The 24,946-nt window shown below is 72.4% G+C and carries 17 protein-coding genes and 1 pseudogene; 11 read left to right on the plus strand and 7 right to left on the minus strand.

The window, feature by feature from the left end; translation table 11 throughout:
- Positions 1 to 37 precede the first annotated feature (37 nt).
- Together FHR36_RS18080 and FHR36_RS18085 are read right to left on the minus strand one after the other, a co-directional pair.
- Entirely contained in the window at positions 38 to 799 is a 762-nt protein-coding gene (locus FHR36_RS18080) for a MerR family transcriptional regulator (RefSeq protein ID WP_253798434.1), read from the minus strand.
- A gap of 127 nt (positions 800 to 926) precedes the next feature.
- The gene (locus tag FHR36_RS18085; protein WP_407660844.1) at positions 927 to 2,294 is read right to left on the minus strand and encodes an MFS transporter; all 1,368 of its coding nucleotides are present in this window, start codon (positions 2,292 to 2,294) and stop codon (positions 927 to 929) included.
- Positions 2,295 to 2,461: 167 nt separating this feature from the next.
- On the opposite strand from FHR36_RS18085, the gene FHR36_RS18090 reads away from it, so the two are divergent.
- The 9 genes and pseudogenes from FHR36_RS18090 (at position 2,462) to FHR36_RS40315 (ending at position 14,747) form a co-directional block, all read left to right on the plus strand.
- Positions 2,462 to 3,322: a helix-turn-helix transcriptional regulator gene (locus tag FHR36_RS18090; RefSeq protein ID WP_253798439.1), complete on the plus strand. Its 861-nt coding sequence runs from the start codon at positions 2,462 to 2,464 to the stop codon at positions 3,320 to 3,322.
- A gap of 1,195 nt (positions 3,323 to 4,517) precedes the next feature.
- A complete protein-coding gene (locus FHR36_RS18095; protein ID WP_253798442.1) occupies positions 4,518 to 5,744 on the plus strand; it encodes a sensor histidine kinase in 1,227 nt (408 codons plus the stop codon).
- Positions 5,732 to 6,376 carry a response regulator gene (locus tag FHR36_RS18100; RefSeq protein WP_253798445.1) on the plus strand — a complete coding sequence of 215 codons (645 nt, stop codon included), beginning with the start codon at positions 5,732 to 5,734 and terminating at the stop codon, positions 6,374 to 6,376. Before FHR36_RS18095 ends, FHR36_RS18100 begins: the two co-directional genes overlap by 13 nt.
- Positions 6,376 to 7,347 (plus strand): DUF4097 family beta strand repeat-containing protein, encoded by a 972-nt coding sequence (locus FHR36_RS39935; RefSeq protein WP_253798448.1) that lies wholly within the window; start codon positions 6,376 to 6,378, stop codon positions 7,345 to 7,347. The genes FHR36_RS18100 and FHR36_RS39935 overlap by 1 nt, the downstream gene beginning before the upstream one ends.
- A 356-nt stretch (positions 7,348 to 7,703) precedes the next feature.
- Positions 7,704 to 8,810, plus strand: a complete 1,107-nt coding sequence (gene dusB / locus FHR36_RS18110; RefSeq protein WP_253799402.1) for a tRNA dihydrouridine synthase DusB — start codon at positions 7,704 to 7,706, stop codon at positions 8,808 to 8,810.
- Positions 8,811 to 9,358: 548 nt separating this feature from the next.
- On the plus strand, positions 9,359 to 12,085 hold the full coding sequence (ppdK, locus tag FHR36_RS18115; RefSeq protein ID WP_253798451.1) for a pyruvate, phosphate dikinase: 2,727 nt from the start codon (positions 9,359 to 9,361) through the stop codon (positions 12,083 to 12,085).
- A 249-nt stretch (positions 12,086 to 12,334) separates the two neighbouring features.
- Positions 12,335 to 12,889, plus strand: coding sequence for a ribonuclease (locus FHR36_RS18120; protein ID WP_308199461.1), 555 nt, complete (start codon positions 12,335 to 12,337; stop codon positions 12,887 to 12,889).
- 37 nt (positions 12,890 to 12,926) lie between these two features.
- Positions 12,927 to 13,112: pseudogene (locus tag FHR36_RS40310) on the plus strand (alpha/beta fold hydrolase); the annotation flags it as partial.
- Positions 13,113 to 13,616: 504 nt separating this feature from the next.
- Entirely contained in the window at positions 13,617 to 14,747 is a 1,131-nt protein-coding gene (locus FHR36_RS40315) for an ADP-ribosylglycohydrolase family protein (RefSeq protein WP_407660845.1), read from the plus strand.
- A 169-nt stretch (positions 14,748 to 14,916) separates the two neighbouring features.
- On the opposite strand, the gene FHR36_RS18135 is transcribed toward FHR36_RS40315, so the two are convergent.
- On the minus strand, positions 14,917 to 15,639 hold the full coding sequence (locus FHR36_RS18135) for a GNAT family N-acetyltransferase (RefSeq protein WP_253798453.1): 723 nt from the start codon (positions 15,637 to 15,639) through the stop codon (positions 14,917 to 14,919).
- A 667-nt stretch (positions 15,640 to 16,306) separates the two neighbouring features.
- Between FHR36_RS18135 and FHR36_RS18140 the strand changes: the two genes are divergently transcribed.
- The gene (locus tag FHR36_RS18140; protein ID WP_253798456.1) at positions 16,307 to 17,248 is read left to right on the plus strand and encodes a PAC2 family protein; all 942 of its coding nucleotides are present in this window, start codon (positions 16,307 to 16,309) and stop codon (positions 17,246 to 17,248) included.
- On the plus strand, positions 17,249 to 18,223 hold the full coding sequence (locus tag FHR36_RS18145; protein ID WP_253798459.1) for an SGNH/GDSL hydrolase family protein: 975 nt from the start codon (positions 17,249 to 17,251) through the stop codon (positions 18,221 to 18,223).
- 129 nt (positions 18,224 to 18,352) lie between these two features.
- On the opposite strand, the gene nirD is transcribed toward FHR36_RS18145, so the two are convergent.
- From nirD to FHR36_RS18165, 4 genes are all read right to left on the minus strand, one after another.
- Complete coding sequence (gene nirD / locus FHR36_RS18150) at positions 18,353 to 18,706, minus strand: nitrite reductase small subunit NirD (protein WP_253798462.1); 354 nt, start codon at positions 18,704 to 18,706, stop codon at positions 18,353 to 18,355.
- Positions 18,703 to 21,369 carry a nitrite reductase large subunit NirB gene (gene nirB, locus FHR36_RS18155; RefSeq protein WP_301330278.1) on the minus strand — a complete coding sequence of 889 codons (2,667 nt, stop codon included), beginning with the start codon at positions 21,367 to 21,369 and terminating at the stop codon, positions 18,703 to 18,705. The genes nirD and nirB overlap by 4 nt, the downstream gene beginning before the upstream one ends.
- A complete protein-coding gene (locus FHR36_RS18160; protein ID WP_253798464.1) occupies positions 21,366 to 22,637 on the minus strand; it encodes an NAD(P)/FAD-dependent oxidoreductase in 1,272 nt (423 codons plus the stop codon). Before FHR36_RS18160 ends, nirB begins: the two co-directional genes overlap by 4 nt.
- 130 nt (positions 22,638 to 22,767) lie before the next feature.
- Positions 22,768 to 24,837 carry a molybdopterin oxidoreductase family protein gene (locus FHR36_RS18165; RefSeq protein ID WP_253798466.1) on the minus strand — a complete coding sequence of 690 codons (2,070 nt, stop codon included), beginning with the start codon at positions 24,835 to 24,837 and terminating at the stop codon, positions 22,768 to 22,770.
- Between the last annotated feature and the right edge of the window lie 109 nt (positions 24,838 to 24,946).

The raw sequence follows: 24,946 nt of genomic DNA on the forward strand, positions 1-24,946 counted from the left end.
CGGGCTGGGGGCGCCCGGCCCCCAGCCGGACTCCGGCTCAGCTCAGCCGAGTTGTGGCGTACACCTCGATGGCGTCCCGCTGGTAGGTAGCCAGGCCGGGGGCGATCGCCTCGTACGCCGCGCGCCACTGCTCGTTGTCCACACAGGCGCGCCCGATCGCCCGGTGCTCCTCCGCGGAGACGGCGTGCATCTCCGCCAGCGCCCGGTACTGCGCGTCGATCTCGGCCTGCACCTCGTCGGCGTCGACGGGACGGCCGGCTGCCATGAGCTCCGCCAGCCGGATCATCTGGGCCGTTCGCTGGCGCTGGCCCGCCTCGACCTCGGCCTCGCTCATCGTGGCGACGCGCTGCTCGGTCGCCTCGGCCAGCTCCGGGAAGTCCCGCAGGCTGTCCTGGTACATCTCGGGTCGAATCCCCTCGAACAGGTTCTCCGGGCGGTTGATGCTGGTCATTGGGTTGCCGTCCTTCCTGGACTGTTCCAGTTCGGCGATCGTGCGGGAGACGGTCTCGGCGAGGCCCTGCAGCCGGTCCCGCTCGGCGAGCAGACGGCTGCGGTGCCCGCGCAGCGCGTCGAGTTCGTCGACCTGCTCGGCCAGGACCCGGCCGATCTCGGTGAGCCCCACACCGAGTTCACGCAGGACGAGGATCTGCTGCAACCGAAGCAGTTGCCGCTCCTCGTAGTAGCGGTACCCATTGCTGCCGATCCATGCCGGCGGCAGGAGGCCGACCTCGTCGTAGTGCCGCAGGGTCCGGGCCGTCACACCCGACATCCGGGCGACCTCCGCCGTGGGCCAAGCCATCGCCGTCTCCCTCACGATGCTCCACCGGGCCGGTGTTTCCGGCCCTGTTCTGGACGGTAGAGGCTGCCGCAGCGGCAGCTTCAACCCCGGTTCCATCGTGCCGTGATCGCCCTCGCGACCACGCCGACTAACCGACCGAGCGGGGGAGCCGCAGGCTGAGGTGGACGATGACCAGGGACCCCGCGGCCTGAAGGGCGAGCACCAGGGCAAGGGCGTGAGCCATCCCGAAGGTCGGGGTGAGCGAGATGAACAGGGTGCCGAGCGTGGCCACACCCAGTGCGAGGCTGGACTGCTGAGTGGTCGCCAGCACACCGCTGCCCACACCCGCCCGCTCCAGCGGCACCCCGGAGAGGACGACTCGGAAGAGCGGCATTCCCACCAGGCCCTGACCGATCCCGGCGAGCGCGACGCCGGGAAGCATCCGCAGGGCCGAGAAGCCTGTCCAGTCGGTCATCACGGTGGTGAACAGGGTCATCAGACCGATGCCCTGAACCACCGCGCCGACGGTGATCACCCGGCTGCCGAAGCGGCCGACCAAGCGAGGACCGGCCAGCGAGGCGGTGAAGTAGCCGACTGCCATCGGGACCAGGGCCCAGCCGGCCGCGATGGGGTCTTCGTGCAGCCCCTGCTGCAGCACCAGGGCGACGACGAACATGAAGCCGCCGAATCCGGTGAAGTAGGGCACGGCCACACCGAGGCCTCGCCGCATCTCCGGAATGCGCAGCAGCGACAGCGGCACGAGCGGGACCCGCCCGGCCCGCTCGGCGGACCGCTCGACGGCGAGGAAGGCCGCGGCGAGCAGCGGGAAGGCGGCCAGCAGCAGCCAGGTCCACAGCGGCCACCCGACGGCCCGCCCCTCCATAAGGGGGACGAAAAGGGCCAGCAGTGAAGCCGTCAGCAGCACTGTGCCGGGGATGTCGATGTCAGCTGCCTGAGGTGCCCGGCTCTCCGGCACGTAGCGCAGGGCCAGCACCGCCGTGAGCAGGGCGAACGGCACGTTCAGCAGGAAGACTGCCCGCCAGCCGGTGCCGAAGAGGTCGGCGGAGACCAGCAACCCGCCGAGCACCTGGCCGATCACCACCGAGATCCCGCCGACGGCGCCGTAGATACCGAGCGCTCGGGCGCGCTGCCGACCGGTGCTGGTGGCGGTGATGGTGGCCAGGACCTGCGGAAGCAGGAGCGCGGCCGATGCGCCCTGGGCGACCCGGGCGGCGACCAGGGTTCCTGCGGTGGGCGCGACACCGCAGACGAGGGAGGTGAGGGCGAAGGCGGCGGCTCCGGCGACGAAGAGCCGCCGGCGTCCGAAGGCGTCGCCCAGTCGTCCGCCGACGACGAGCAGAACGGCGAAGGCAATGCCGTATCCGGCCGCGATGAGCTCCAGGACGGCGGGGCCGGCGACCAGGTCGTGGTCGATGGTCGGCAGCGCGACGTTCACTATGAAGAAGTCAAGCATCGGGAGGAAGGCGCCGAGGAGGACGGTGACCAGGCCGGCCATGCCGAGGTCGGGCGTGGCGGGACGGGCCGGGGCGACGGTCTGCGGGTGCGCAAGTTGTTGGGTCACGGCTACTACGATCCAGGCTCCCTCAACCTGGTACCAGAGAGTGTTTATCCAGGTATAACGACTACCTGGCAATAGGCTCCGAGCTGGAGCATGCTGGGGTCATGGCCACCTCTGTCGATGCGACCGCCCCCTCCGCCGCACGCCGCCACGAACTTGCCGCGTTCCTGCGCAGCCGACGTGAGCGCATCTCGCCCGAACAGGTCGGACTGCCGGCCACCGGGCGCCGCCGCACTCCCGGTCTTCGACGGGAGGAGGTCGCGCATCTCGCCGCGGTCGGGGTCACCTGGTACACGTGGCTGGAGCAGGGACGCGACATCCAGGTGTCCACCCAGGTGCTGGACGCGGTCGCCCGAGCGCTGCTGCTCGACCGGATCGAGCGGGCGCACCTGTTCGTCCTGGCCGGAGCCGAGGATCCGTCACCGGTCAAGGAGTGCGCCACCGTCTCGGCCCCGGTGCGGATGTTGATGGAGCAGCTCGATCCCTTCCCCGCCGCGGTGATCAGCAGCCGGTACGACATCCTGGCGCACAATCGGGCGTACTCCTGGTTGGCCGGCGACCTTGACGCCGTACCGATCGAGGACCGCAACATGCTGCTGATGGTCTTCACGGACACTCCCTTCGCCCGGCATCTGGTGGATCTGGAGGCGGCGAGGGCCGGGGTGGTCGCGCGCTTCCGGGCGGCAATGGCGGACCATGCCGCGGAACCGAGCTGGAAGGCCCTGGTCGGGCGACTCAGGAAGCTTTCTCCCGCCTTCGCCGAGGCCTGGGAACGCCACGAGGTGGCGGCCATGGTCAACGGGCTGAAGCAGTTCGTGCTGCCCGGGACCGGGCTGCTGCAGTTCGAATACACCAACTTCTGGCTCGGTCCGCGCACCGGCACCCGAATGGTGGGGTACGTGCCGCAGGACGAGGCGACCCGTGAGGAGTTGGAGCGGCTCCGGGACGCGGCGGTGGCCGACTGAGCCGCTGGCCCGCCGAGGGACACCGGCCCGCTGAGCGCCAGCGACCAGCAGAGCAGGCCGAGCGGCAGCTCCGCCCCGACGGCCATGACCGTCGCAGCGGCCAGCTCCGTGCCCGGAGCCGCCGATGCCAGGTCGCACAGGGCATCGCCCACCAGCAGGGCGGCGGCGAGAGCCGCTGCCGCGCGGTGCCGACCGTATCCCTGGCGTAGCTGCAGCCCGGCGGTGATCAGCACCGCTGCCTCGACCACATCCAGCACTGCCCAGGCCCGGCCGTCCGGAAAGCTGGCCAGCAGAGCGGCCCAGGGCAGCAGCAGGAATCCGCAGGCAATCAGCAGACGGTGGGGGCCACCCAGCCGAGCGAGCACGGGCCGGAGGTGTTCCACCACGCCTGTCGAGCCTGCACGACCCGCCTCGCCTGTCCGTGCGGAGGCCCGGAGCGCTCGCATCTCTCGGACCGGCCACCGCATCACGGGTGTGCTCACGATGCCCGCCGGGATCGCCGCCGAGCCGAGCCACCGCACGGCGACGTGACCTGCACCCCGTGGAAAGTCCCGTCGACACAGGCGAACCAGAACCGCCCGTCGACCGGGACGACTCGGGCCGCACACCGCCGCCTCCGCACACCTCGTCGGAGGAACGTGACCGTCGGCGGCAGCCCGGACGCCGGCAGTCGCCCCCAGGCAAAAGCGGCCCGGCCGCCCTCGCCCACTCGACCGTGGTGACCACGCAATCGCCCCCCGGCCTGCCGGACTCCACGGAGTAAGCCACCCCTGGCGAGCGCACTCTCGGTCAGGACGTCCACCAGCTCACCCTGCTCGTACACCTCGATCGCACGTCGCCGCCCCCGCGGACGCCGGACCCGGACCAGCCACGGACCGACGGGCGCGAGGAGGTCGACCGACCCCGCTGCCGGATCCATCGGCCAGGAGCCGTGGCGCACCAGGCCGTCGGCTCCGTCGGCAGGGCCGACGCCGTCCGCCGGACTGCCCGACCGAGGGTCCGTCAGGCCACTGTCACCGCAGACCGTGTTTGCGTTCGTGTTCGTATTCGTGTTCGTCATGACGTCAAGACTGGTCAGCGGACGCGGCGATGTCGGTAACCCCAAGATCCGTCTTTGGGGTGTACCTAGCTACACCCCAAAGACGGATGCCGACGCCATGGCAGCCATGATCACGGGACCTCTACGCTGAGCGCCATGATCCAGTCGAACCTCCGCCAGGTCCTCGCACGGAGCGCCGAGCACGCTCCGTGGTCGGACGCTGCCCGACGGGATTCGGTGTTCATCGCGGCAGGCGTCCCGCTCGGCCTGCCCGTGCTGCTCGCGCTGCTCGAACCGAGGAGCTTCTGGCTCCTGGCCGTCCTCTCGGCAGGGTGCCTCGATCTGCTGACGACGGCCCAGCGCAGCCGGCTGCGCAGCCTGCGGGGAGTCGAGGTGCCGAGCCGCCTCCCCGCCGACGCCGGGTGGGCGGCCCGCCTCAGAGCCGGATTCACCTGGCGGCAGGCCGTCTACCACCTCCTCGTGGCCCCGGCCCAGTCACTGCTTGGCGGCGCGCTCCTGGGGCTCTGGGGTGCCGGGCTGGTGCTGGCGACCGTCTTCGGCTGGGCCTGGTTGATGCCACCCGGCAGCCCGCTGCGCTCCGGCTTCGGATGGTCGGTCACCAACGGCTGGATCACCGGTGCGGGTCTACTACTTCTCCTCTTCATGCCGTGGCTGACGGCCGGGTTCGCCGCACTGGAGCTGTGGGCCGCCCGGGCCCTCCTCGGTCCCAACCGGGCCGAGGTCCTGGAGCGCAGGGTGGAGGATCTTGCGGAGAGCCGCGCCGGCGTCGTCGATGCTGCCGACGCCGAGCGCCGCCGCATCGAACGCGACCTGCACGACGGCGCCCAGCAGCGCCTGGTGGCCCTCGCCATGAACCTCGGCCTGGCCCGGCGGACCTTGCGTGACATACCGCCCGAGGCCATGCAGGTCATCATCGAGGCGCACGAAGAGGCCCAGGCTGCCATCGACGAGCTCCGCGATCTGGTCCGCGGCCTGCACCCCGTCGTCCTGGAAGACCGCGGCCTGGACGCAGCCCTCTCCGGTATCGCCGCCCGCAGTCCGGTCCCGGTCCGTCTGAGCGTCGATCTGCCACGACGGATCTCCCCGACCGTGGAAGCAGTCGCCTACTTCACCGTCTCCGAAGCCCTGACCAACGCAGCCAAGCACGCCAAGGCGTCCCGGGTCGACCTCAGCCTCCGCCAGAGCGCCGACCGACTGCACATCACCATCACCGACGACGGCATCGGCGGCGCGGACACCGCCAGAGGCACCGGCCTGATAGGTCTGCGGCGACGCGCCGCATCCGTCGACGGCACCTTGTCCATCACCAGCCCCCGCGGGGGCCCGACCACCATCACCATGGAGCTGCCGTGCGAGCTGTGATCGCGGAGGACTCTGTCCTGCTGAGAGTGGGCCTGGTCAAGGTGCTCGAAGCCGTCGGCTACGAGGTCGCTGCCGCAGTGGGAGATGCCGATGCCCTCCTGACCGCCATCGAGGAGCACCGGCCGCAGGTGGCGGTGATCGACGTCCGGATGCCACCGGGCTTCACCGACGAGGGCGTCCGCGCAGCCCTGGTGATCCGCCGCCAGTGGCCGGAGGTCGCGGTGCTGATGCTCTCCCAGTTCGTCGAGGAGCGTTACGCGGCCGACCTCCTCTCCACCAACACGAGCGGTGTCGGCTACCTGCTCAAGCAACGGGTGGCCAACGTTGACGACTTCGTCGAGGCGCTCCAGCGAGTTGCGGACGGGGGCACGGCGCTCGACCCCGAAGTGGTCGCCCAGCTCCTGCTCCGCAAGGACATCGACCCCCTGCGTCGGCTGACCCCGCGCGAGCGGGACGTGCTGGGGCTGATGGCCGAGGGACGGTCGAACACTGCCATCGCCGAGTCGTTGGTGGTCAGTGACAGCGCAGTCGCCAAACACATCAACTCGATCTTCACCAAGCTCGACCTGCCACCCGCCGACGCCACCCACCGCCGAGTCCTCGCCGTCCTGCGCTATCTGGAGGTGGGGTAGTGGCAGCCGACGAGACCGTTCCCCCGCCCCGCAGCCACACCACCGACAACACGCCAGGCGGCGGGCAGCACCACGACGCGGCCGGCGGCGACCACCATGGCTCCGCCCGAGCGACCGCGCCAGGTCCGTTCCGCAGGTCCACGGCGGGTGGTCCCGACTCCACCGACGCAGCCGCCGAAGTCCGCGACGCCGGCCGCAACGGCTGGCGGACCCTCGGAGTCCTGGTCATCGTCTTCGCCGTCCTGTCCGGTGGTGCAGTCGCCTGGGCCCAGTTGAGCCAGCAGCAAGCCCGCGACGAGCGGACCTACCGCCGAGGAGCCCTCGCCACCGTTGAGGTCGACTCGGGCGCGGCGACGGTGTCCATTCGCGCGGGCAGAGCCGACCAGGTAGTGGTGGACCAGCGGGTCGGATGGTCGCTGCGCCGTCCTTCGGTCTCCCAGCGGCTCGAGAACGACACGCTCAAGATCTCGGTGAGGTGTCCCGCACCGACCGAGGTGATCGGTTGTGCGGTCATGCTCGACATCGAGGTTCCGGCAGATATGGCGGTCCACACCACGAACGGGTCCGGCCGGACCGAGATCCAGCGGCTCACCGGCGACTTCGAGGCTCGGACCGGTTCGGGTCAGCTGGATCTCCAGGGGTTGAGCGGGACGATCTGGGCGAAGGCAGGCTCCGGGCAGATCATCGGTAGTGAGCTGACAGCGGAGCGGACGACGGTGTTCAGCAACTCCGGTTCCCTCACCTTGGGCTACGCCAGGGCTCCCCGATCGGTCACCGCCCGGCTCGCCTCCGGACCACTGATCATCCACCTTCCCGACGATCGGACGACCTACCGCGTCGACCTCACCACCGCGAGTGGCCGGCGCGACGTGGACCCGTCGGTTCCCGGCGCCGACTCCGCCGACGTACTGGACATCGCCGCAGCCTCGGGAACCGTGACCATCGACCGAGGTGACGACGATGGAGGCTGACCGTCCGGGCTCGTACGTCATCGCCCCGTCGAGCCCGGCGCCCAGCCCGCCCACAGATCCTGTGGCCGTCCACTTCGATTCGCCGCCGACCACTCCTTGCTGTGCGGCCTGGGGCACAGCTGACCTCCTCGAAGCGACAGCCGCAGGCCACTGCGCCGCGTGAGGGAGAATGGAGAGTCCCGCACGCCCGCCTTGGGGCCCGCCCCGTTGAGGATCTGCCACGCATGACCGCCACGACCGACGCGCCCTACCCCTCGCCCGCCACCACCACGGCCGCGCCCACCGCCACCACGCCCGCGGCCACCAGCGCCACACCCCCAGCCCCCGCCGAGTTCGCCCCACTGAACATCGGCCCGATGGAGGTCTGGCCGCCCGTCGTCCTCGCGCCCATGGCCGGCATCACCAACGCCCCCTTCCGCACCCTGTGCCGGGAGCAGAGCGGCGGCCGCGGTCTGTACGTGTCGGAGATGATCACCACGCGTGCCCTGGTCGAGCGGAATGCCAAGACCATGCAGTTGATCAAGTTCGACGCGAGTGAGAAGCCGCGTTCGATCCAGCTGTACGGCGTGGACCCGGTGACGGTCGGCCGGGCGGCCCGGATGATCGCGGAGGAGGACCTCGCCGACCACATCGACCTGAACTTCGGCTGCCCGGTCCCCAAGGTGACGCGGAAGGGCGGCGGCTCGGCCCTGCCGTACAAGCGGAACCTGCTGCGCGAGATCCTCCGCGAGGCGGTGGCGAACGCGGGTGCGCTCCCGGTGACGATGAAGATGCGCAAGGGCATCGACGACGATCACCTCACTTTCCTTGACGCGGGCCGGATCGGCGCCGAGGAGGGTGTGGCGGCGATCGCGCTGCACGGTCGTACGGCGGCGCAGCACTACGGCGGTACGGCTGACTGGTCGGCGATCGCCCGGCTGCGGGAGGCGGTGCCGGCGGAGATCCCGGTGCTCGGCAACGGCGACATCTGGTCGGCGGACGACGCGGTGCGGATGATGCGCGAGACGGGTTGCGACGGTGTCGTGGTGGGCCGGGGCTGCCTTGGCCGTCCGTGGCTGTTCAAGGACCTGGTCTCGATCTTCGAGGGCGACGTCGACTACGCGCGGCCGACCTTCTCGTACGTGGCGCGGGCGATGGTCCGGCACGCCCAGCTGCTGGGCGAGTGGCTGGGTGACGAGGCGCGCGGCGTGATCGACTTCCGCAAGCACGTGGCCTGGTACACCAAGGGCTTCTCGGTCGGGTCGGAGCTTCGGGTGAAGCTGGCCGGTGCGTCCTCGCTGGCGGAGCTGGGGGAGACGCTGGCGCTGGTCGACCAGGAGCAGAGCTGGCCGCTCGGGGCGGACGGGCCGCGTGGCCGTACGAGCGGCAACAACCGGGTGGTCCTGCCCGAGGGCTGGTTGGACGATCCGTACGACTGCGCCCGACCGGCCGAAGGTGCCGAATCCGATACATCCGGCGGCTGAGTTGGCCGTAGAGGCAAAATAGCCCTCCCCGACCCCCTCGCCATCTCGGCCCAGCCCTCTTGTCCAATCAGGCCAAGAGGGCTCCTTTTCGGCAGATTTCCATCACTCAGCGCACCCGCCCCATCAGCAGAATGCGACGGATGGCGCAGTTGAGCTACGCCCGACAGTTGAGATGCGCTCGTGACGCTTGCCACATATCGTTGCGATTGACGGTTGGTCAGCGGGGTTCGCCAAGGTGTACAAGTCGGGATCGCTTCCCGAAGGGGCATCGAGGCGGATCGCCGCGGCTGGCTGCAGGAAATCAAGCCGGTGAAACACGGCGGTTCGTCCGCCACTACTCTCTGTCCGGTTCGCGTGATCTTCGCGTGGCCATGCGTTCACTTCTTGAAGACTCCCTAGCGTCAGCCGGACGATTTCGGCAACAGAGGTAAACGCTCTGACGGGCATTCGATCTGTCGGGTCAGCGCCCATTCCGAGGCTCGTACGTGACATTCGTTCCCCTACGCAGCCTTCGAAATGGGTATGTTCTCCGGCGTCAGGGCAACCGTGTGCGAGGAGACCGACCCGTGGCGGCGCAGCAGAAGTTTGTTTACTCCTTCACCGAAGGAAACAAGGACCTCAAGGATCTTCTTGGCGGAAAGGGTGCGAACCTCGCCGAGATGACCAACCTGGGTCTCCCCGTCCCTCCGGGGTTCACCATCACGACCGAGGCCTGCAAGGTCTTCCTGGAGACCGGCAGCGAGCCGTCCTCCCTCCACGAGGAAATCAGCGGCCACCTGGTCGCCCTCGAGAAGCAGATGGGTAAGAAGCTCGGCCAGGCCGACAACCCGCTGCTGGTCTCGGTCCGTTCTGGTGCCAAGTTCTCCATGCCCGGCATGATGGACACCGTCCTGAACATCGGCCTCTCCGACGCGTCGGTGACCGGGCTTGCCGCCCAGTCCGGCAACGAGCGCTTCGCGTGGGACTCCTACCGTCGCCTGGTCCAGATGTTCGGCAAGACCGTGCTGGGCGTCGACGGCGAGCTGTTCGAGGACGCCCTGGACGAGGCCAAGCACGCCAAGGGCACCACCAACGACCTCGACCTCACCGCCGAGGACCTCAAGGCCCTGGTCGACACCTTTAAGGCGATCGTGCGCCGCGAGACCGGCCGCGAGTTCCCGCAGGAGCCGCGCGAGCAGCTCGACCTCGCCATCTACGCGGTCTTCCACTCCTGGAACGGCGACCGGGCCCGCCTGTACCGCCGCCAGGAGCGCATCCCGAACGACCTGGGCACTGCGGTCAACGTCTGCACCATGGTGTTCGGCAACCTCGGCGAGGACTCGGGCACCGGTGTCGCCTTCACCCGCGACCCCTCCACCGGCACCCAGGGCGTCTACGGCGACTACCTGCAGAACGCGCAGGGCGAGGACGTCGTCGCCGGCATCCGCAACACCCTCCCGCTGGCCGACCTCGAGCAGCTGGACAAGAAGTCGTACGACCAGCTGATGTCGATCATGAACACGCTGGAGACGCACTACCGCGACCTCTGCGACATCGAGTTCACCATCGAGCGCGGCAAGCTCTGGATGCTGCAGACCCGCGTCGGCAAGCGCACCGCCGCTGCCGCCTTCCGGATCGCCGTCCAGCTGGTCGACCAGGGCCTGATCGACCTGGACGAGGCGCTGCACCGGGTCACCGGCGGCCAGCTCGCCCAGCTGATGTTCCCGCGCTTCGCGCCCACCTCCGAGACCAAGCCGGTCGCCTACGGCATCGCCGCCTCCCCGGGCGCCGCGGTCGGCAAGGTGGTCTTCGACTCCTACACCGCGGTCAAGTGGTCGCGCTCCGGCGAGCAGGTCATCCTGGTCCGCCGCGAGACCAACCCGGACGACCTCGAGGGCATGATCGCGGCCGAGGGCATCCTGACCTCGCGCGGCGGCAAGACCTCCCACGCGGCCGTGGTCGCCCGCGGCATGGGCAAGACCTGTGTCTGCGGCGCCGAGGAGCTGGAGGTGGACACCAAGAACCGCAAGTTCACCACCGCCGACGGCCAGGTCGTCCACGAGGGCGACGTGGTCTCCATCGACGGCGCCAACGGCAAGGTCTACCTGGGCGAGGTCCCGGTGCTGCCGTCCCCCGTGGTCGAGTACTTCGAGGGCACCCTGCACGCCGGCGCCGACGTCCAGGGCGGGCTGGTCCAGGCCGTGCACCGCCTGATGGCGCACGCCGACACCCGCCGCCGGATGGTCGTGCGCGCCAACGCCGACAACGCCGAGGACGCGAGCCGCGCCCGCCGGTACGGCGCCCAGGGCATCGGCCTGTGCCGCACCGAGCACATGTTCCTCGGTGAGGAGCGCCGCAAGGAGGTCGAGCACCTGATCCTCGCGGACAACGACAAGGACCGCGAGCAGGCCCTGTCCTCCCTGCTGCCGCTGCAGAAGGGCGACTTCCTGGAGCTGTTCCAGGCGATGGACGGCCTCCCGGTCACCGTCCGCCTGCTGGACCCGCCGCTGCACGAGTTCCTCCCCGACATCACCGAGCTGTCGGTGCGCGTCGCCCTCGCCGAGGCCCGCCGGGACCCGAACGAGAACGACCTGCGCCTGCTCCAGGCCGTGCACAAGCTGCACGAGCAGAACCCGATGCTGGGTCTGCGCGGCGTCCGCCTCGGCCTGGTCATCCCCGGCCTGTTCGGGATGCAGGTCCGGGCCATCGCGGAGGCCGCGGCCGAGCGCAAGCTGGCCGGCGGCGACCCGCGCCCCGAGGTGATGATCCCGCTGGTCGGCACCGTCCAGGAGCTGGAGCTGGTCCGCGACGAGTGCGAGCGCGTGCTCGCCGAGGTCTGCGCCTCCACCGGTGTCCAGCTGGACATCAAGCTCGGCACCATGATCGAGCTGCCGCGCGCCGCGGTGACCGCCGGTCAGATCGCCGAGGCCGCGGAGTTCTTCTCCTTCGGCACCAACGACCTGACCCAGACCGTCTGGGGCTTCTCCCGGGACGACGTGGAGGCCTCCTTCTTCACGGCCTACCTGGAGAAGGGCATCTTCGGCGTCAGCCCGTTCGAGACCATCGACCGCGACGGTGTCGGCGCGCTGGTCAAGCTGGCCGCCGAGGCCGGCCGGGCCACCCGCCCGGACCTCAAGCTCGGTGTCTGCGGCGAGCACGGCGGCGACCCGGACTCGGTCCACTTCTTCCACGAGGTGGGGCTGGACTACGTATCCTGCTCCCCCTTCCGGATCCCGGTGGCGCGCCTGGAGGCAGGCCGCGCCGCCATCGAGACGGCGGGCAGCGACTCGCGCTGACACGAAGCAGCGCGGTCCCATCGTTGCCCGCATCCCCTCCGCAGGGGAGGGGCGTGCGGCGGAGCTCGGCGCAGGAGAGCCGCCGTACGTAGCAGTCGGGGCGGGAACGGACAATGGCGTCCGTTCCCGCCCCGGCGGCGTTCCACCCCGTGATGCCCTGCCCCGCCCCGGCGGCGTTCCACCCGGTGGTGTCCGCCCCCCGGCGGCGTTCTGCGCCGCTCCGGGCGCCGAACCGGCATGCTGGGGGCCATGAGTAGCCGCCCCCGCCGCACCGACCGGGACCGCCCCCGTTCCCGCCGCACCGCCCGGACCGTCCTCGCGACGCTCGTCGCCGCCCTCACGGCCAGTGCCGCGCTGACCGGGTGTGGCAGCTCGGGCGGTTCCGCTGCAGCCGGCACCGCGGCCACCGCGAAGGGCACCACGCCGAATGCCACGGCGGGCCGGTCCGCCAGCGGGGCGCCCAAACCGTCCCCGCCCGCGAAGCCCTCGTCTCCGTCCGGCTGGGTGCCGACCAACACCGCGCTCGCGGATGTCTGCCGCAGCAAGCTCCCCGACCAGGCCCGGGACACCCTCACCCTGATCGCCAAGGGCGGCCCATATCCGTACCGCTCCGACGGCATCGTCTTCGAGAACCGGGAGAGCCGGCTTCCGCGCCAGTCCACCGGCTACTACCACGAGTACACCGTGGTCACCCCGGGCTCCGACGACCGGGGAACCCGACGGGTGGTCACCGGCAGCGCCGGCGAGCAGTACTGGACGGGCGACCACTACGCCAGCTTCCAGGAGATCGACTCCCGCTGCTGAACACCCCGGCCCCACCCGCGGCGGCACGACATCCTCGGTGGGGGCGGCGTCGGCAGGTCGACATGATCGCGTCCATGCCGATCTTCACCGGTGCGACCGCCAGGTCCCGGACGTCGAGGCGCTGCGCCGCCACCTCGGGCTCGACCGGTTCGACCTGCTGGCCCATTCGGCCGGTGCGGGCCTGGCCACCCACTACGCGGCGGCTCACCCCGAGCGGACGGGCCGGCTGGCCCTGATCGCCCCGAGCGCACAGGTCATCGGCATCCCGCGGAGGCCGACGCCGTCCACCACTCCGCGGGCGCCTACGACCCGCCGGCGACCCGCACCGTCCTGGCCACTCGCCGCCCCCGTGCTGGTCCTCGCGGCCGAGCTGAACGGGCAGCCCCTCGCCGCGAGTGGCGGCCGAACCGGCCGCGGCCTTCCCGGTCGGCAGCTGCCTGGTCCGGCCCGGTGCCGGGCACTTCCCGTGGCTCGACGATCCGGCCCGCTTTGTCCGGACAGTCGCGGAATTCCATGGCGGCTGACGTCGACGGCTGCGATGCTCGGGCGCAATGACCCCGACAAACCACCCCCTTCCGACCGAGCACACAACGACACGAGCGACCACTCGACCGACCACCGGGCCGACCACTCGACCGACCACCCGCCCCGCCATCTGACTGCGGCCCTCGACTCCCTCCGGGGACTCTCCGTCGCCGACGCGCTCGGCGCTCAGGTCTTCGTCCCCGTGAACCGCCGTCACCTGGCCGCCCGTCAGGCTCCGCCCGGGCCGTGGCCATGGACGGACGACACCGAGATGGCCTGCTCCGTCCACGCCGCGGTCGGCGAACGCGGCACCGTCGACACCTTCGACCTCACCCACGCCTTCGCCCGCCGGCACGACTTCGACCGCGGCTACGGACCGGCCGCCAACCGGCTGCTCCGGCTGATCCGCGAGGGCGGTGACGCGGTCCGACTGGCGTCCGAACTCTTCGACGGCCAGGGCTCGTACGGCAACGGCGCCGCGATGCGGGTCGCGCCGCTCGGCGCCGCGTACGCTGCCGACCCGGCGGCGGTCGTCGGGCCCGCCGCCGCGACCGCCGTGATCACCCACACCCACCCGCAGGCGGTGGACGGTGCGATCGCTGTGGCGGTGGCCGCGGCCTACGCCGTTCGGGCCCGTACCGAGGACCTGGGCGGCGGTCCGGCCGGATTCCTCGGCCTGGTCGGCGGGCTGACGCCGCGTGGGGTGGTCAGGGACGCCATCGTCGAGGCCGCCCGGCTGCTGGACGCGGGGGCGGACGCCGACAGCGTCGCCCGGCTGCTGGGCAACGGGAGCCGGGTCAGCGCCCTCGACACCGTCCCGTTCGCACTCTGGGCGGCGGCCCGGCACCTGGACGACTACCCGACCGCGATCTGGGAGACCGTGTCGGTCGGCGGGGACGTCGACACCACCGCTGCCATCGTCGGCGGCATCGTCTCCGCCCGGACCGGCACCGACGGCATCCCGGCCGCCTGGCTCGCCGCCCGCGAACCGTTGCCCGACTGGGCCGTCCCGGCGCCCGGCGGCGTCACCGGTCCGGCAGGTCGGCGGCCGATCGAACTGCCCCGCCCGCTCCCGGTGCCCGACGGACAGTGCTGGACGGACGCGGACTGGCAGCGGATCCGTACGGGCGGATCGCATCGCGACTGGGTCGCGCAGACCGCCGAGGGCGTGATCCACCTGCACCACAGCGGGACCGGCCACGAGCTGCTGGCGGTACGGGTACAGCCCACCCGCGGGGGTTGGCGGCCCGTCTCGGCCGCGTACGAGGCCCACCCGGGCCGTTTCGACGGCGACCCGGCCGCACTCGCCGGGCGACTCCTCGCCGACCTATAAAGCCGACCTATAAAGCCGACCTGTGAAGCCGGCCTCTGAACGCCGGCCTCGGCGCGCCGACCGCTGAACGCCGACCGCTGTACGCCGACCTCCCGGCATCCGCGAACGGCGAGCCCCCGTGGAGCACGCCGACCGCCGGCCGGTCCAGATGGCCGGCCGGCGGTGCGGCTCAGACGGTGATCAGTGAGCCGCCGTGTCTAAGACACTCCTTGTTGAGCGGCGCCGGGTCCGGCGCGCTGGGGGAGGTGGCGGCGGCGATCCGCAGCTCGATGATGTCGCGGACGGCCGGCCACTCCTCGTCCAGGATCGAGTAGAACGCGGTCGACCGGACGACCCCGTCCAGCCCGCGTGAGTGGGCCCGGCGGACGCCCTCGGAGGTGGCGCCGAGCCGCTCGATCGCGGCCCGCGAGCGGGTGTTGCGGGCGTCGGCGCGCAGCGAGATGCGCTGCACCCCCCACGCCTCGAAGGCGTGCCGCAGCATGAGCAGCTTGGCCTCGGTGTTGATGCCGGTGCCCTGCGCGCGCGGGGAGAGCCAGGTGTTGCCGATCTCGGCGGCGTCCGGCACGGCTTCCAGCGGGTCGCCGTGGGGCACGCCGGGAGTCGGCGGCCACACCAGCGGGCCCTGCCAGTAGTCGAGCTCCAGGAACCGGGTCGAGCCGACCACCCGGTTGTCGGCAACGCTCACCGTCGCGAAGGGCAGTGACCGGCCGGCCGCCTGATCGGCCAGGGCACGCGCGATGTAGTCCCGGGCGGCTTCCAAGCCGTGCGGGACGGGGGTGAAGGCGTAGGTCGTACGGTCCTCAGCGCCTGCCTCGGCCAGGGCCGGGGCGTGGTGCTCGGCGAGGGGCTCCAGCCGCACGGCGCGGCCGTAGAGGGTGACGGGTACGGGCACGGATCCTTCGGTCCTTCGACGGTCGTCGGGGCCCACGTGCCGGGGTTGCGGCGCGAGGGCTGTGGTCGTTCGCCCCGGTCTCGGACCGGCCGGCCGCACGGCTACGCCCGAGGCTGGGACGTGCGGTGGGTCGGCGGCCCGGAGGCGGGCAGCGCGGTGCCGGAACGGACACGGGTCGACGGACCGGTCCGGCGGGATGAGCGAGGGGACAGTGTGCGTCCGCGAGATGGCCGAGAGAGGAACGAGATCACGAAGGGAAGCAGGCGGCCAAGTGAAGGCAAGGTGCGCAGAGAGTGGCTGGCCGCACATCGGACCGGGACGTGGCCGACGCCGTGACAGACGGCGTCGCGACGACGCGTCGATGCGAGGCAGCGAGAGGACGATACCCGCAAGAAGGCAATGCGTCACTTCGCGGCGCGCCATCGGGGGCGCGCGGGGCTTCCGGGCACGCCGCGGATCGTTCGATTGCGGCCGGAATGGTCGGTTCCGATCCGGCTGACACGCCCCCGACCTGCGGCTTCCGGGGGAGGTGAGAGGATTCGAGGGACGGGGTGAAGACTCTGGCGGGGACGGGAATGTCGGCGGCCTCCGCCACGCTGGACTGAGCAGGTCCGCGGACAGGGCGGATCCGAGACGACGACGAGACGGGAACGGGGTTGGGTGCGCTGTGCGTGATCCCAAGGAGCTGTACGAGCTGGAGCGACAGGGCGTGACCGCGCTGGCGGCCGCGCGGGCCGCCGCCGAGTCCGACAGCGGTCCGGTGCTGCTCTACCACTTCGAGGGCTTCATGGACGCCGGCGAGGCCGGCGGCCAGGTGGTCACCCACCTGCTGGAGCACGGCTCGCCCCAGGTGGTGGCCCGGTTCGACCACGACCGTCTGGTGGACTACCGCGCCCGCCGCCCCGCGATGACCTTCGATCGGGAGAGCTGGACGGCCTACGACCCGCCGGAGATCCTGCTCCAGTTGGTGCACGACTCGGTCGGCGCGCCCTTCCTGGTGCTCACCGGTCCGGAGCCGGACACCGAGTGGGAGCTGTTCGCGGCGGCCGTCGCCGAGCTGGTCGAGCGCTTCGAGGTGCGGCTGGCGGTCGACTTCCACGGCATCCCGATGGGCGTGCCGCACACCCGTCCGGTCGGCCTGACCCCGCACGGCACCCGCCTCGACCTCGCTCCGGGCCACCCGAAGTGGTTCGACCAGGCCCAGGTGCCCGGCAGCGCCCAGGCGCTGCTGGAGTACCGGCTCGCCGAGGCCGGCCACGACGTGCTCGGGTTCGCCGTCCACGTGCCGCACTACATCGCCCGCTCCGCCTACCCGGCCGCGGCCGTCACCATCCTGGAGTCGGTCCAGTCGGCCACCGGGCTGGTGCTGCCCGGCACCGAGCTGCGCCGCAAGGTGGACGAGGTCTACGCGGACATCGAGGACCAGCTGGCCCAGGGCGACGGCGAGCTGCGGTCCGCGATCCAGGGCATGGAGGGCCAGTACGACGCGGTCTCCGGCGCGGTGAGCCGGGAGAGCCTGCTCGCTGAGACCGCCGACCTGCCCTCGGCGGACGAGCTGGGCCGGCGGTTCGAGGAGTTCCTCGCCGAGCACGAGCGCGACACCGAGTAGGTGCGGCGCACGGGGCTGCTGGCCGCGGCGGCGCTGATCTGCCTGGCCGGGTGCAGCGGGGGAAGCGGGGGAGGGGCGGCGCAGCGGCCTGCGTCCGCCGAGCAGCCGGGCGAACCGACCGCGTCGAGCACACCAGCCGGCCTGAGCGGCCCGTACGTGGCGCTCGGCGACTCGTACACCTCGGGGCTGCGGATCCCGCCGCAGGTGGGGACGGTGCCGGGGTGCGGCCGCTCGGGGGCGGACTACCCCTCCCTGGTGGCCGGACGGCTGCATGTGACGTCCTTCACGGATGTGAGTTGCAGCGGCGCCACGACCACCGACCTGGCCTCCCCGCAGCGGACCGGCGACGGCACCAACCCGCCGCAGCTGGACGCGCTGTCGGCGGACACCGGGCTGGTCACGGTCGGGATCGGCGGCAACGACGCGGGCTTCCTGGCCGTGGTCGGCCGCTGCGCGGTCGAGAACGTCCGGCACACCCTCGCCGGTGCCGGCGCGTCCACTGGCGGAGGCGGCGGCGGCCAGGCGCCGTGCCGCAGCTACTACACCGACGGCGCGGGCCGCGGCGAGGTGGGGCGCAAGGTCGACACGGCCGGTGAGCGGCTGGGTGCGGCGGTGGCCGAGATCCGGCGCCGCGCGCCGCAGGCCAGGGTGTACGTGGTGGGCTATCCAGCCCTGCTGCCGGCCGATCCGGCGAGCTGCGCGGCGACGCTGGGTGCCGGCATGGCCCCCGGTGACGTGGCGTTCCTGAGCGAGCAGGAGCAGCGGCTCAATTCGGTGCTCAGGCAGCGGGCGGAGGCCGCCGGGGCGGTGTTCGTCGACACCTACAGCGGCTCCCGCGGCCACGACATGTGTGCGGGCGCGGCCACCCGCTGGCTGGAGCCGCCGCAGCCGGCGGCCGGGCTGGCGGCGCTCCATCCGAACGAGCGGGGCGCGGCGGCGATGGCCGAGGCCGTCCTGGCCGCCGTCGCGCACTGACCCCTACCGACTTCCCGCCTACGACCCCGACGGCCCCGGCCGCGGTGTCAGGGCAGGCAACCGCAGCGGGGCCGTCGGGGAGTCGGGGTGTCGGGGTGTCGTGGAGCCGGCGGGGACCCGGGCCGGGCGTCAGACCTCGGCGAGCCGGACGGCGTACACCGGGATCCGCACCGACTCGTCGTCCAGGCACTCGCCGGTCTCCAGGTCGAAGCGGTGCTTGAGCAGCGGCGAGGCCACGTACACCCGGCCGTCCGCGGTGGAGCCGAGCAGGCCGCGGGAGAGCACGTACGCGCCGGTGAACGGGTCGCGGTTGGCGGTGGCGTGGATCCGGTCCCGGGCGTCCCGGAAGACGGCGGCCTGGCGGCCGTCGGGCAGCAGGACGGCGACGCCCCGGCCGGGCAGGAGGAGGTCCAGGTCGCAGACGGCGGTCCAGCCGCGGCCGGCGAGCAGTTCGATCCGGGTCTGTACGGCGACGGTGGTCATCGGGCGTCCTCCAGGATCGACGCGGTGGCGCGGGCAGCGACGCGGGCGTTGTCGGGGTCGTTGTCGGGGTCGAGGGCGGCCAGCAGCTCCTCCTCGGTGGCGAGCAGCACCAGGTCGGGCTTGATCTGGTCGCGCTCGGGGGTGAAGCGGATGCTGGGGTCGGGTACCCCGGGGGCGTTGACGAAGGAGACGAAGCGGGCCAGGCGCTCGGGGTCGGCGAGGGTGGCGGCCCACTCGTCCTGGTAGTCGTCGACGTGGTGGCTCATCAGTTCCTCCAGGTCGGCGGCGATGCCGAGCGAGTCGTGGACGACCACGTCCCGGACGTGGTCCAGGCCGCCCTCGATCCGCTCCAGCCAGGTGGAGGTGCGCTCCAGCCGGTCGGCGGTGCGGATGTAGAACATCAGGAAGCGGTCGATGAGCCTGATCAGCTGCTCGTCGTCCAGGTCCTGGGCGAGCAGGTCGGCGTGGCGGGGGGTGGCGCCGCCGTTGCCGCCGACGTACAGGTTCCAGCCGTTGGAGGTGGCGATCACCCCGAAGTCCTTGCCGCGGGCCTCCGCGCACTCGCGGGCGCAGCCGGAGACGGCGGACTTGAGCTTGTGCGGGGAGCGCAGGCCGCGGTAGCGCAGCTCCAGCAGGATCGCCATGCCGACCGAGTCCTGCACGCCGTACCGGCACCAGGTGGAGCCGACGCAGGACTTCACGGTGCGCAGCGACTTGCCGTACGCGTGGCCGGACTCGAAGCCCGCCGCGACCAGCCGGCTCCAGATCTGCGGGAGCTGGTCGACGCTGGCGCCGAAGAGGTCGATCCGCTGACCGCCGGTGATCTTCGTGTAGAGGCCGAAGTCGCGGGCCACCTCGCCGATCACGATCAGCTTGTCGGGGGTGATCTCGCCGCCCGGGATGCGCGGCACCACCGAGTAGGAGCCGTTCTTCTGCAGGTTGGCCAGGAAGTGGTCGTTGGTGTCCTGCAGGGCGGCCTGCTCGCCGTCCAGGATGTGGCCGGAGGCCTCCAGCTCGGGGGCGAGCGAGGCGATGATCGAGCCGACGGTCGGCTTGCAGACCTCGCAGCCCTCGGCGTCCTGGCCGACCCGGCCGTGCTTGGCCAGCAGCTCCCGGTGGGTCGCGATCCGCTTCACCCGGACGATCTCGTACAGCTCGGCCCGGGTGTAGGCGAAGCACGGGCACAGGCCCTTGTCGACCTCGACGCCGCTGGCCTCCAGCTCCTCGCTGACGATCGAGCCGAGCAGCTTCAGGCAGGAACCGCAGCCGCTGCCCGCCTTGGTGCAGGTCTTCACCTCGGGCACCGTGGTGCAGCTGTGCTCGGTGACGGCGGCCCGGACCTGCCCCTTGGTGACGTTGTGGCAGTTGCAGACGACCGCGTCGTCCGGCAGCGCCGAGCCGCCGAGCGAGACCGGCGCGGCCAGGCCGGCCGGCAGCACCAGGGACTCGGCCGGGACGGGCAGCGGCTTGCCGGTGCCGGCCAGCGGGCGCAGCGAGGCGTAGGCCTCGGCGTCGCCGACCAGGATGCCGCCGAGCAGCGCCCCCTCGGAGGTGACCACCAGCTTCTTGTAGACGCCCGCGCGGGAGTCGGAGTAGACCACGTCGAGGGCGCCCGGGGTGGTGGCGAAGGCGTCGCCGAAGCTGGCCACGTCCACGCCGAGCAGCTTGAGCTTGGTGGACAGGTCGGCGCCGGTGAACGGCTGGGCCGACTGCGCGGCCAGCTGCCGGGCCACCGTCTGGGCCATCTCGTAGCCGGGCGCGACCAGGCCGTACACCCGGCCGTCGACCGCCATGGCGCACTCGCCGATGGCGAACACGTTCGGGTCGGAGGTCAGGCAGAACTCGTCGACGGCGATGCCGCCGCGCTCGCCGACGGTCAGTCCGCAGTCGCGGGCCAGCTGGTCGCGGGGGCGGACGCCGGCCGAGAAGACCACCAGCTCGGTGTCGAGCCGCGACCCGTCGGTGAACTGCATGCCGACTGCGGTGCCGTCCTGCGAGACCTCCACCGCCTTGGTGCCGACGCCGGTGTGCACCACCACGCCCATCTCCTCGATGGTGCGGCGCAGCGCCTCCCCGCCGCCCTCGTCCACCTGCACCGGCATCAGCCGGGGGGCGAACTCGACCACGTGGGTCTCCAGGCCCAGGCCGCGCAGCGCGCCGGCCGCCTCCAGGCCGAGCAGGCCGCCGCCGACCACGGCGCCGACCCGGGCGCCGGCCGCGTACCGCTCGATCGCCTGCAGGTCCTCGATGGTGCGGTAGACGAAGCAGCCCTCGGCGTCCTTGCCGTCCACCGGCGGTACGAACGGGTACGAGCCGGTGGCCAGTACCAGGGTGTCGTACCCGATGGTGTGTCCGGCGGCGGTGGTGACGGTCTTCGCCGCCCGGTCGACGGCGACCGCGGGGGAGGACAGGTGCAGCTCGTAGCCGTGCTTGTCGGTGAAGCCCTCCTCGGCGAGCAGCAGGTCCTCGGGGCTCCTGCCAGAGAAGTACGAGGTCAGCGCGACCCGGTCGTACGCGGGCCGGGGCTCTTCGGCGAGGACGACGACCCGGTAGCGGTCGGCGGCCCCCGCGTCGGCCAGGGCCTCCAGGAAGCGGTGGCCGACCATGCCGTACCCGACCAGGAGCAGCGTGGGCTTGGGGGTGGTCATCGGGCTGGTGTTCATCGGGATGGCCCTCCGGTGGTCGAGCTCTGCGTGGTGAGCAGGTGGAGCGGATGCGCTGACAGGGCCTCGTCGCCCTCCCAGGTGCCGGCGATCGTGCCGACCGTGTCCAGGTCGCCGAGCAGGACGCCGCCGACCAGGCGGTCACCGCCCTGCTCGTCGCGGCGGACGATCACCTTGCGGTAGGTGCCGCGGCTGGCGTCGGCCAGCCGGACCACCCGGTCCGCGGGCCCGGCCGGGGCGGTCACCCCGAACGCCGCCAGGTCCAGCGGCGATCCGCCGTTGAGGGTGAGCCGGGTGAGCAGCCGGCTGCCGGGGTACGCGGCGTCCTCGCCGCCCAGCACCCGGGCCAGCACGTCGGCCTGGGCCAGCGCCGGGCCGGCCAGGCCGTACAGCACGCCGCGGTGCTCGGCGCAGTCGCCGACCGCGTGGATGTGCGGGTCGTCGGTGGTGAGCCGGTCGTCGACGACGACGCCCCGGCGCACCGTCAGTCCGGCCGCCTCGGCCAGGTTGGTCCGCGGGCGGACCCCGACGGCGACCACCAGCAGTTGGGCCTCCAGTCGGAAGCCGTCCGCCAGTTCGACGCCGGTCACCCGGCGCCCGCCGTCGGTCAGCACCGAGCGGACCCGGCACTCGGTGTGCACCTCGACCCCGAGCTCGGCCAGGTGCCCGGCGAGCAGCCGGGCGGCCTCCTCGTCGAGGTGGCGCTCCATCAGGTGCTCGCCCTGGTGGGCCAGCACCACGGACACCCCGCGGGCGGCCAGCGCCCGGGCCGCGCTCACCCCGAGCAGGCCGCCGCCGACCACCACCGCCTGCCGGACCTCCGGCAGGTAGGCGTCCACGTCGGCGCAGTCGGCCATGGTCCGGAAGGCGAAGACACCGTCCGGCAGCCGGTGGCGCTCCCGCCCGGTCAGCCGGTCGTCGAACAGGCCGCGCAGCGCCGGCAGCACCGGGTTCGACCCGGTCGCCAGCACCAGGTCGCCGTAGCCGACCGCGGAGCCGTCGTCGCACAGCACCCGCCGCTCGGCCCGGTCGATCCGCACCACCCGGGCGGTGCGCCGCTCGACCCGGTCCGGCAGCGCGGCCAGCGCCGCCACCTCCGCCGGGAAGCGGCCCGCCAGCACCTCCGCCAGCAGCACCCGGTTGTACGGCCGGTGCTCCTCCTCGCCGAGCAGCAGCACCTCCCGCCCGCGCCCGGCGGCCTGCTGGGCGACCCGGTGGCCGGCCATCCCGCCGCCCACCACCACTACCCGCGTCTCGGTCGCTGTCATGCCCCCGAGCATGGTCGGCGGGTGTTTCCCGCCAGGTGCCCCGCTGTTTCACCACCGGAACTTCGGCCTCAGCGCGCCCGCCGGGCGGCTGTGAGCGGCCCGGGCGCCTCAGTCCGCCGCCTCCACGCGGTCAGTCCGCCGCCTCCACGCGGACCGCGCACGCCTTGAACTCGGGCATCCGCGAGACCGGGTCGAGGGCCGGATTGGTGTGGCGGTTGGCATTGGCCTCGCCGGGCCAGTGGAAGGGCATGAAGACGGTGTCGGGGCGGATCGCGGCGGTCAGCCGGGCGGGGGTGACGGTCCGTCCGCGGCGGCTCACCACCGCGACCCGGTCCCCCTCCCGCACCCCGAGGCGCTCGGCGAGCACCGGGTGCAGCTCCACGAACGCGCCGGGCGCGGCCTGGTTCAGTGCTTCGACCCGGCGGGTCTGCGCGCCGGACTGGTACTGCGCCAGCACCCGTCCGGTGGTCAGCCGCAGCGGGTAGTCGGTGTCCGGCTCCTCGGCGGCCGGCCGGTGCTGGACGGCGGTGAACCTGGCCCGTCCGTCCGGGGTGGCGAAACGGTCCAGGAACAGCCGCGGGGTGCCCGGATGGTCCGGCTCCGGGCAGGGCCAGAACACCCCGTCCTCCGCCGCGATCCGCGGGTAGCTGATCCCCGCGTAGTCCGCCGCCCCGCCGGCCGACGCCCGGCGCAGCTCCTCGAACACCTCCTCCGGCTCGGTCGGGAAGCCCTCCGGACGGCCGAGGCGCTCGGCCAGAGCGCGCAGCACCTCCAGGTCGCTGCGCACGCCCTCCGGCGGGTCCACCGCCTTGCGCCGCAGGACGACCCGTCCCTCCAGGTTGGTCATCGTCCCGGTCTCCTCGGCCCACTGGGTCACCGGCAGCACCACGTCCGCCAGCTCCGCCGTCTCCGACAGCACCACGTCGCTGACCGCCAGGAAGTCCAGCGACCCCAGCCGCTCCGCGATCCGGGTCGAGCTCGGCGCCGAGACCACCGGGTTGGAACCCATCAGCAGCAGCGCCCGCACCTCGCCGCCGAGCGACTCCAGCAGCTCGTACGCGCTGCGCCCCGGGCCGGGCAGGGAGTCCGGGTCGACCCCCCAGACCGCGGCCACGTGGGCGCGCGCCGCCGGGTCGTCCAGCTTGCGGTAGCCGGGCAGCTGGTCCGCCTTCTGGCCGTGCTCCCGGCCGCCCTGGCCGTTGCCCTGGCCGGTGAGGCAGCCGTAACCCGCGTACGGGCGGCCCGCGTTGCCGGTGGCCAGGCACAGGTTGATCCAGGCGCTGACCGTGTCGGTGCCCTTCGCCTGCTGCTCCGGCCCGCGCGCGGTCAGCACCATCCCGGTCGGCGCCCCGCAGAACAGCCGCACCGCCTCGCGCAGCTGCGGCAGCGGCACGCCGGTCACCGCCTCCACGTGCTCCGGCCAGTGCGCCATCGCCGCGTCCCGCGTCTCGGGCCAGCCCGTGGTCCGCTGCGCGATGAACTCCTCGTCGGTGCGGCCGTCCGCGACCACCAGGTGCAGCATGCCGAGCGCGAGTGCCAGATCGGTGCCGGGACGCGGCGCCAGGTGCAGGTCGGCCAGTTCCGCCGTCCGGGTGCGCCGGGGGTCGACGACGATCAACCGGCCCCCGTTCTCCTTGAGTTCCCGCAGGTAGCGGACGAACGGCGGCATCGTCTCGGCCGGGTTGCCGCCGACCAGGATCACGCACCCCGCCCGCGGGATGTCCGCCACCGGGAACGGGAGCCCGCGGTCCACCCCGAACGCCCGGATGCCGCCGGCCGCTGCCGAGGACATGCAGAACCGGCCGTTGTAGTCGATCGCCGACGTCCCCAGCACCACCCGGGCGAACTTCCCCAGCGCGTACGCCTTCTCATTGGTCAGCCCGCCACCGCCGAACACCCCGACCGCGTCCCGCCCGTACCGCTCGGCGGTCCCGGCCAGCCCGGCCGCGATCCGGTCCAGCGCCTGCGGCCACGACGCCGGACGGAGCTCCCCGTCCACCCGCACCAGCGGCGACGTCAGCCGCGCGCCCGGCGCCAGCACCGCCGCCGCACTCGCGCCCTTCCCGCACAGCGCCCCCTGGTTCACCGGGAACGCCGGCCGCTCCACCACCGTCACCGGCACCGGACCGTCGGCGGGTCGCAGGCCCATCCCGCACTGCAGCGCACAGTAGGGACAGTGGGTCTCGGTGGCGTCGCTCATACCGCCACCCTGCAAGCACCCTGTTTCACCCCCTTGGCCCGCACGTTACGTCCCCCGCACACCCGCCTCACGGACCGGCGGCCGAGGTGTGAGTTCTCCTCCAGGGGCT

The sequence above is a fragment of the Kitasatospora cinereorecta genome, from assembly GCF_024172095.1.
Lineage (GTDB): Bacteria > Actinomycetota > Actinomycetes > Streptomycetales > Streptomycetaceae > Kitasatospora > Kitasatospora cinereorecta.

What these genes read in the sequence shown, in the direction of transcription:
- FHR36_RS18120 (WP_308199461.1), top strand. Translation starts at nt 12,335, where the DNA reads ATGAGTAGCCGCCCCCGCCGCACCGACCGGGACCGCCCCCGTTCCCGC.
- FHR36_RS18165 (WP_253798466.1), bottom strand. Translation starts at nt 24,837, where the DNA reads ATGAGCGACGCCACCGAGACCCACTGTCCCTACTGTGCGCTGCAGTGC.
- dusB (WP_253799402.1), top strand. Translation starts at nt 7,704, where the DNA reads ATGGAGGTCTGGCCGCCCGTCGTCCTCGCGCCCATGGCCGGCATCACC.
- nirB (WP_301330278.1), bottom strand. Translation starts at nt 21,369, where the DNA reads ATGAACACCAGCCCGATGACCACCCCCAAGCCCACGCTGCTCCTGGTC.
- FHR36_RS18095 (WP_253798442.1), top strand. Translation starts at nt 4,518, where the DNA reads ATGATCCAGTCGAACCTCCGCCAGGTCCTCGCACGGAGCGCCGAGCAC.
- nirD (WP_253798462.1), bottom strand. Translation starts at nt 18,706, where the DNA reads ATGACCACCGTCGCCGTACAGACCCGGATCGAACTGCTCGCCGGCCGC.
- FHR36_RS18080 (WP_253798434.1), bottom strand. Translation starts at nt 799, where the DNA reads ATGGCTTGGCCCACGGCGGAGGTCGCCCGGATGTCGGGTGTGACGGCC.
- FHR36_RS18090 (WP_253798439.1), top strand. Translation starts at nt 2,462, where the DNA reads ATGGCCACCTCTGTCGATGCGACCGCCCCCTCCGCCGCACGCCGCCAC.
- FHR36_RS18160 (WP_253798464.1), bottom strand. Translation starts at nt 22,637, where the DNA reads ATGACAGCGACCGAGACGCGGGTAGTGGTGGTGGGCGGCGGGATGGCC.
- FHR36_RS18085 (WP_407660844.1), bottom strand. Translation starts at nt 2,294, where the DNA reads ATGGCCGGCCTGGTCACCGTCCTCCTCGGCGCCTTCCTCCCGATGCTT.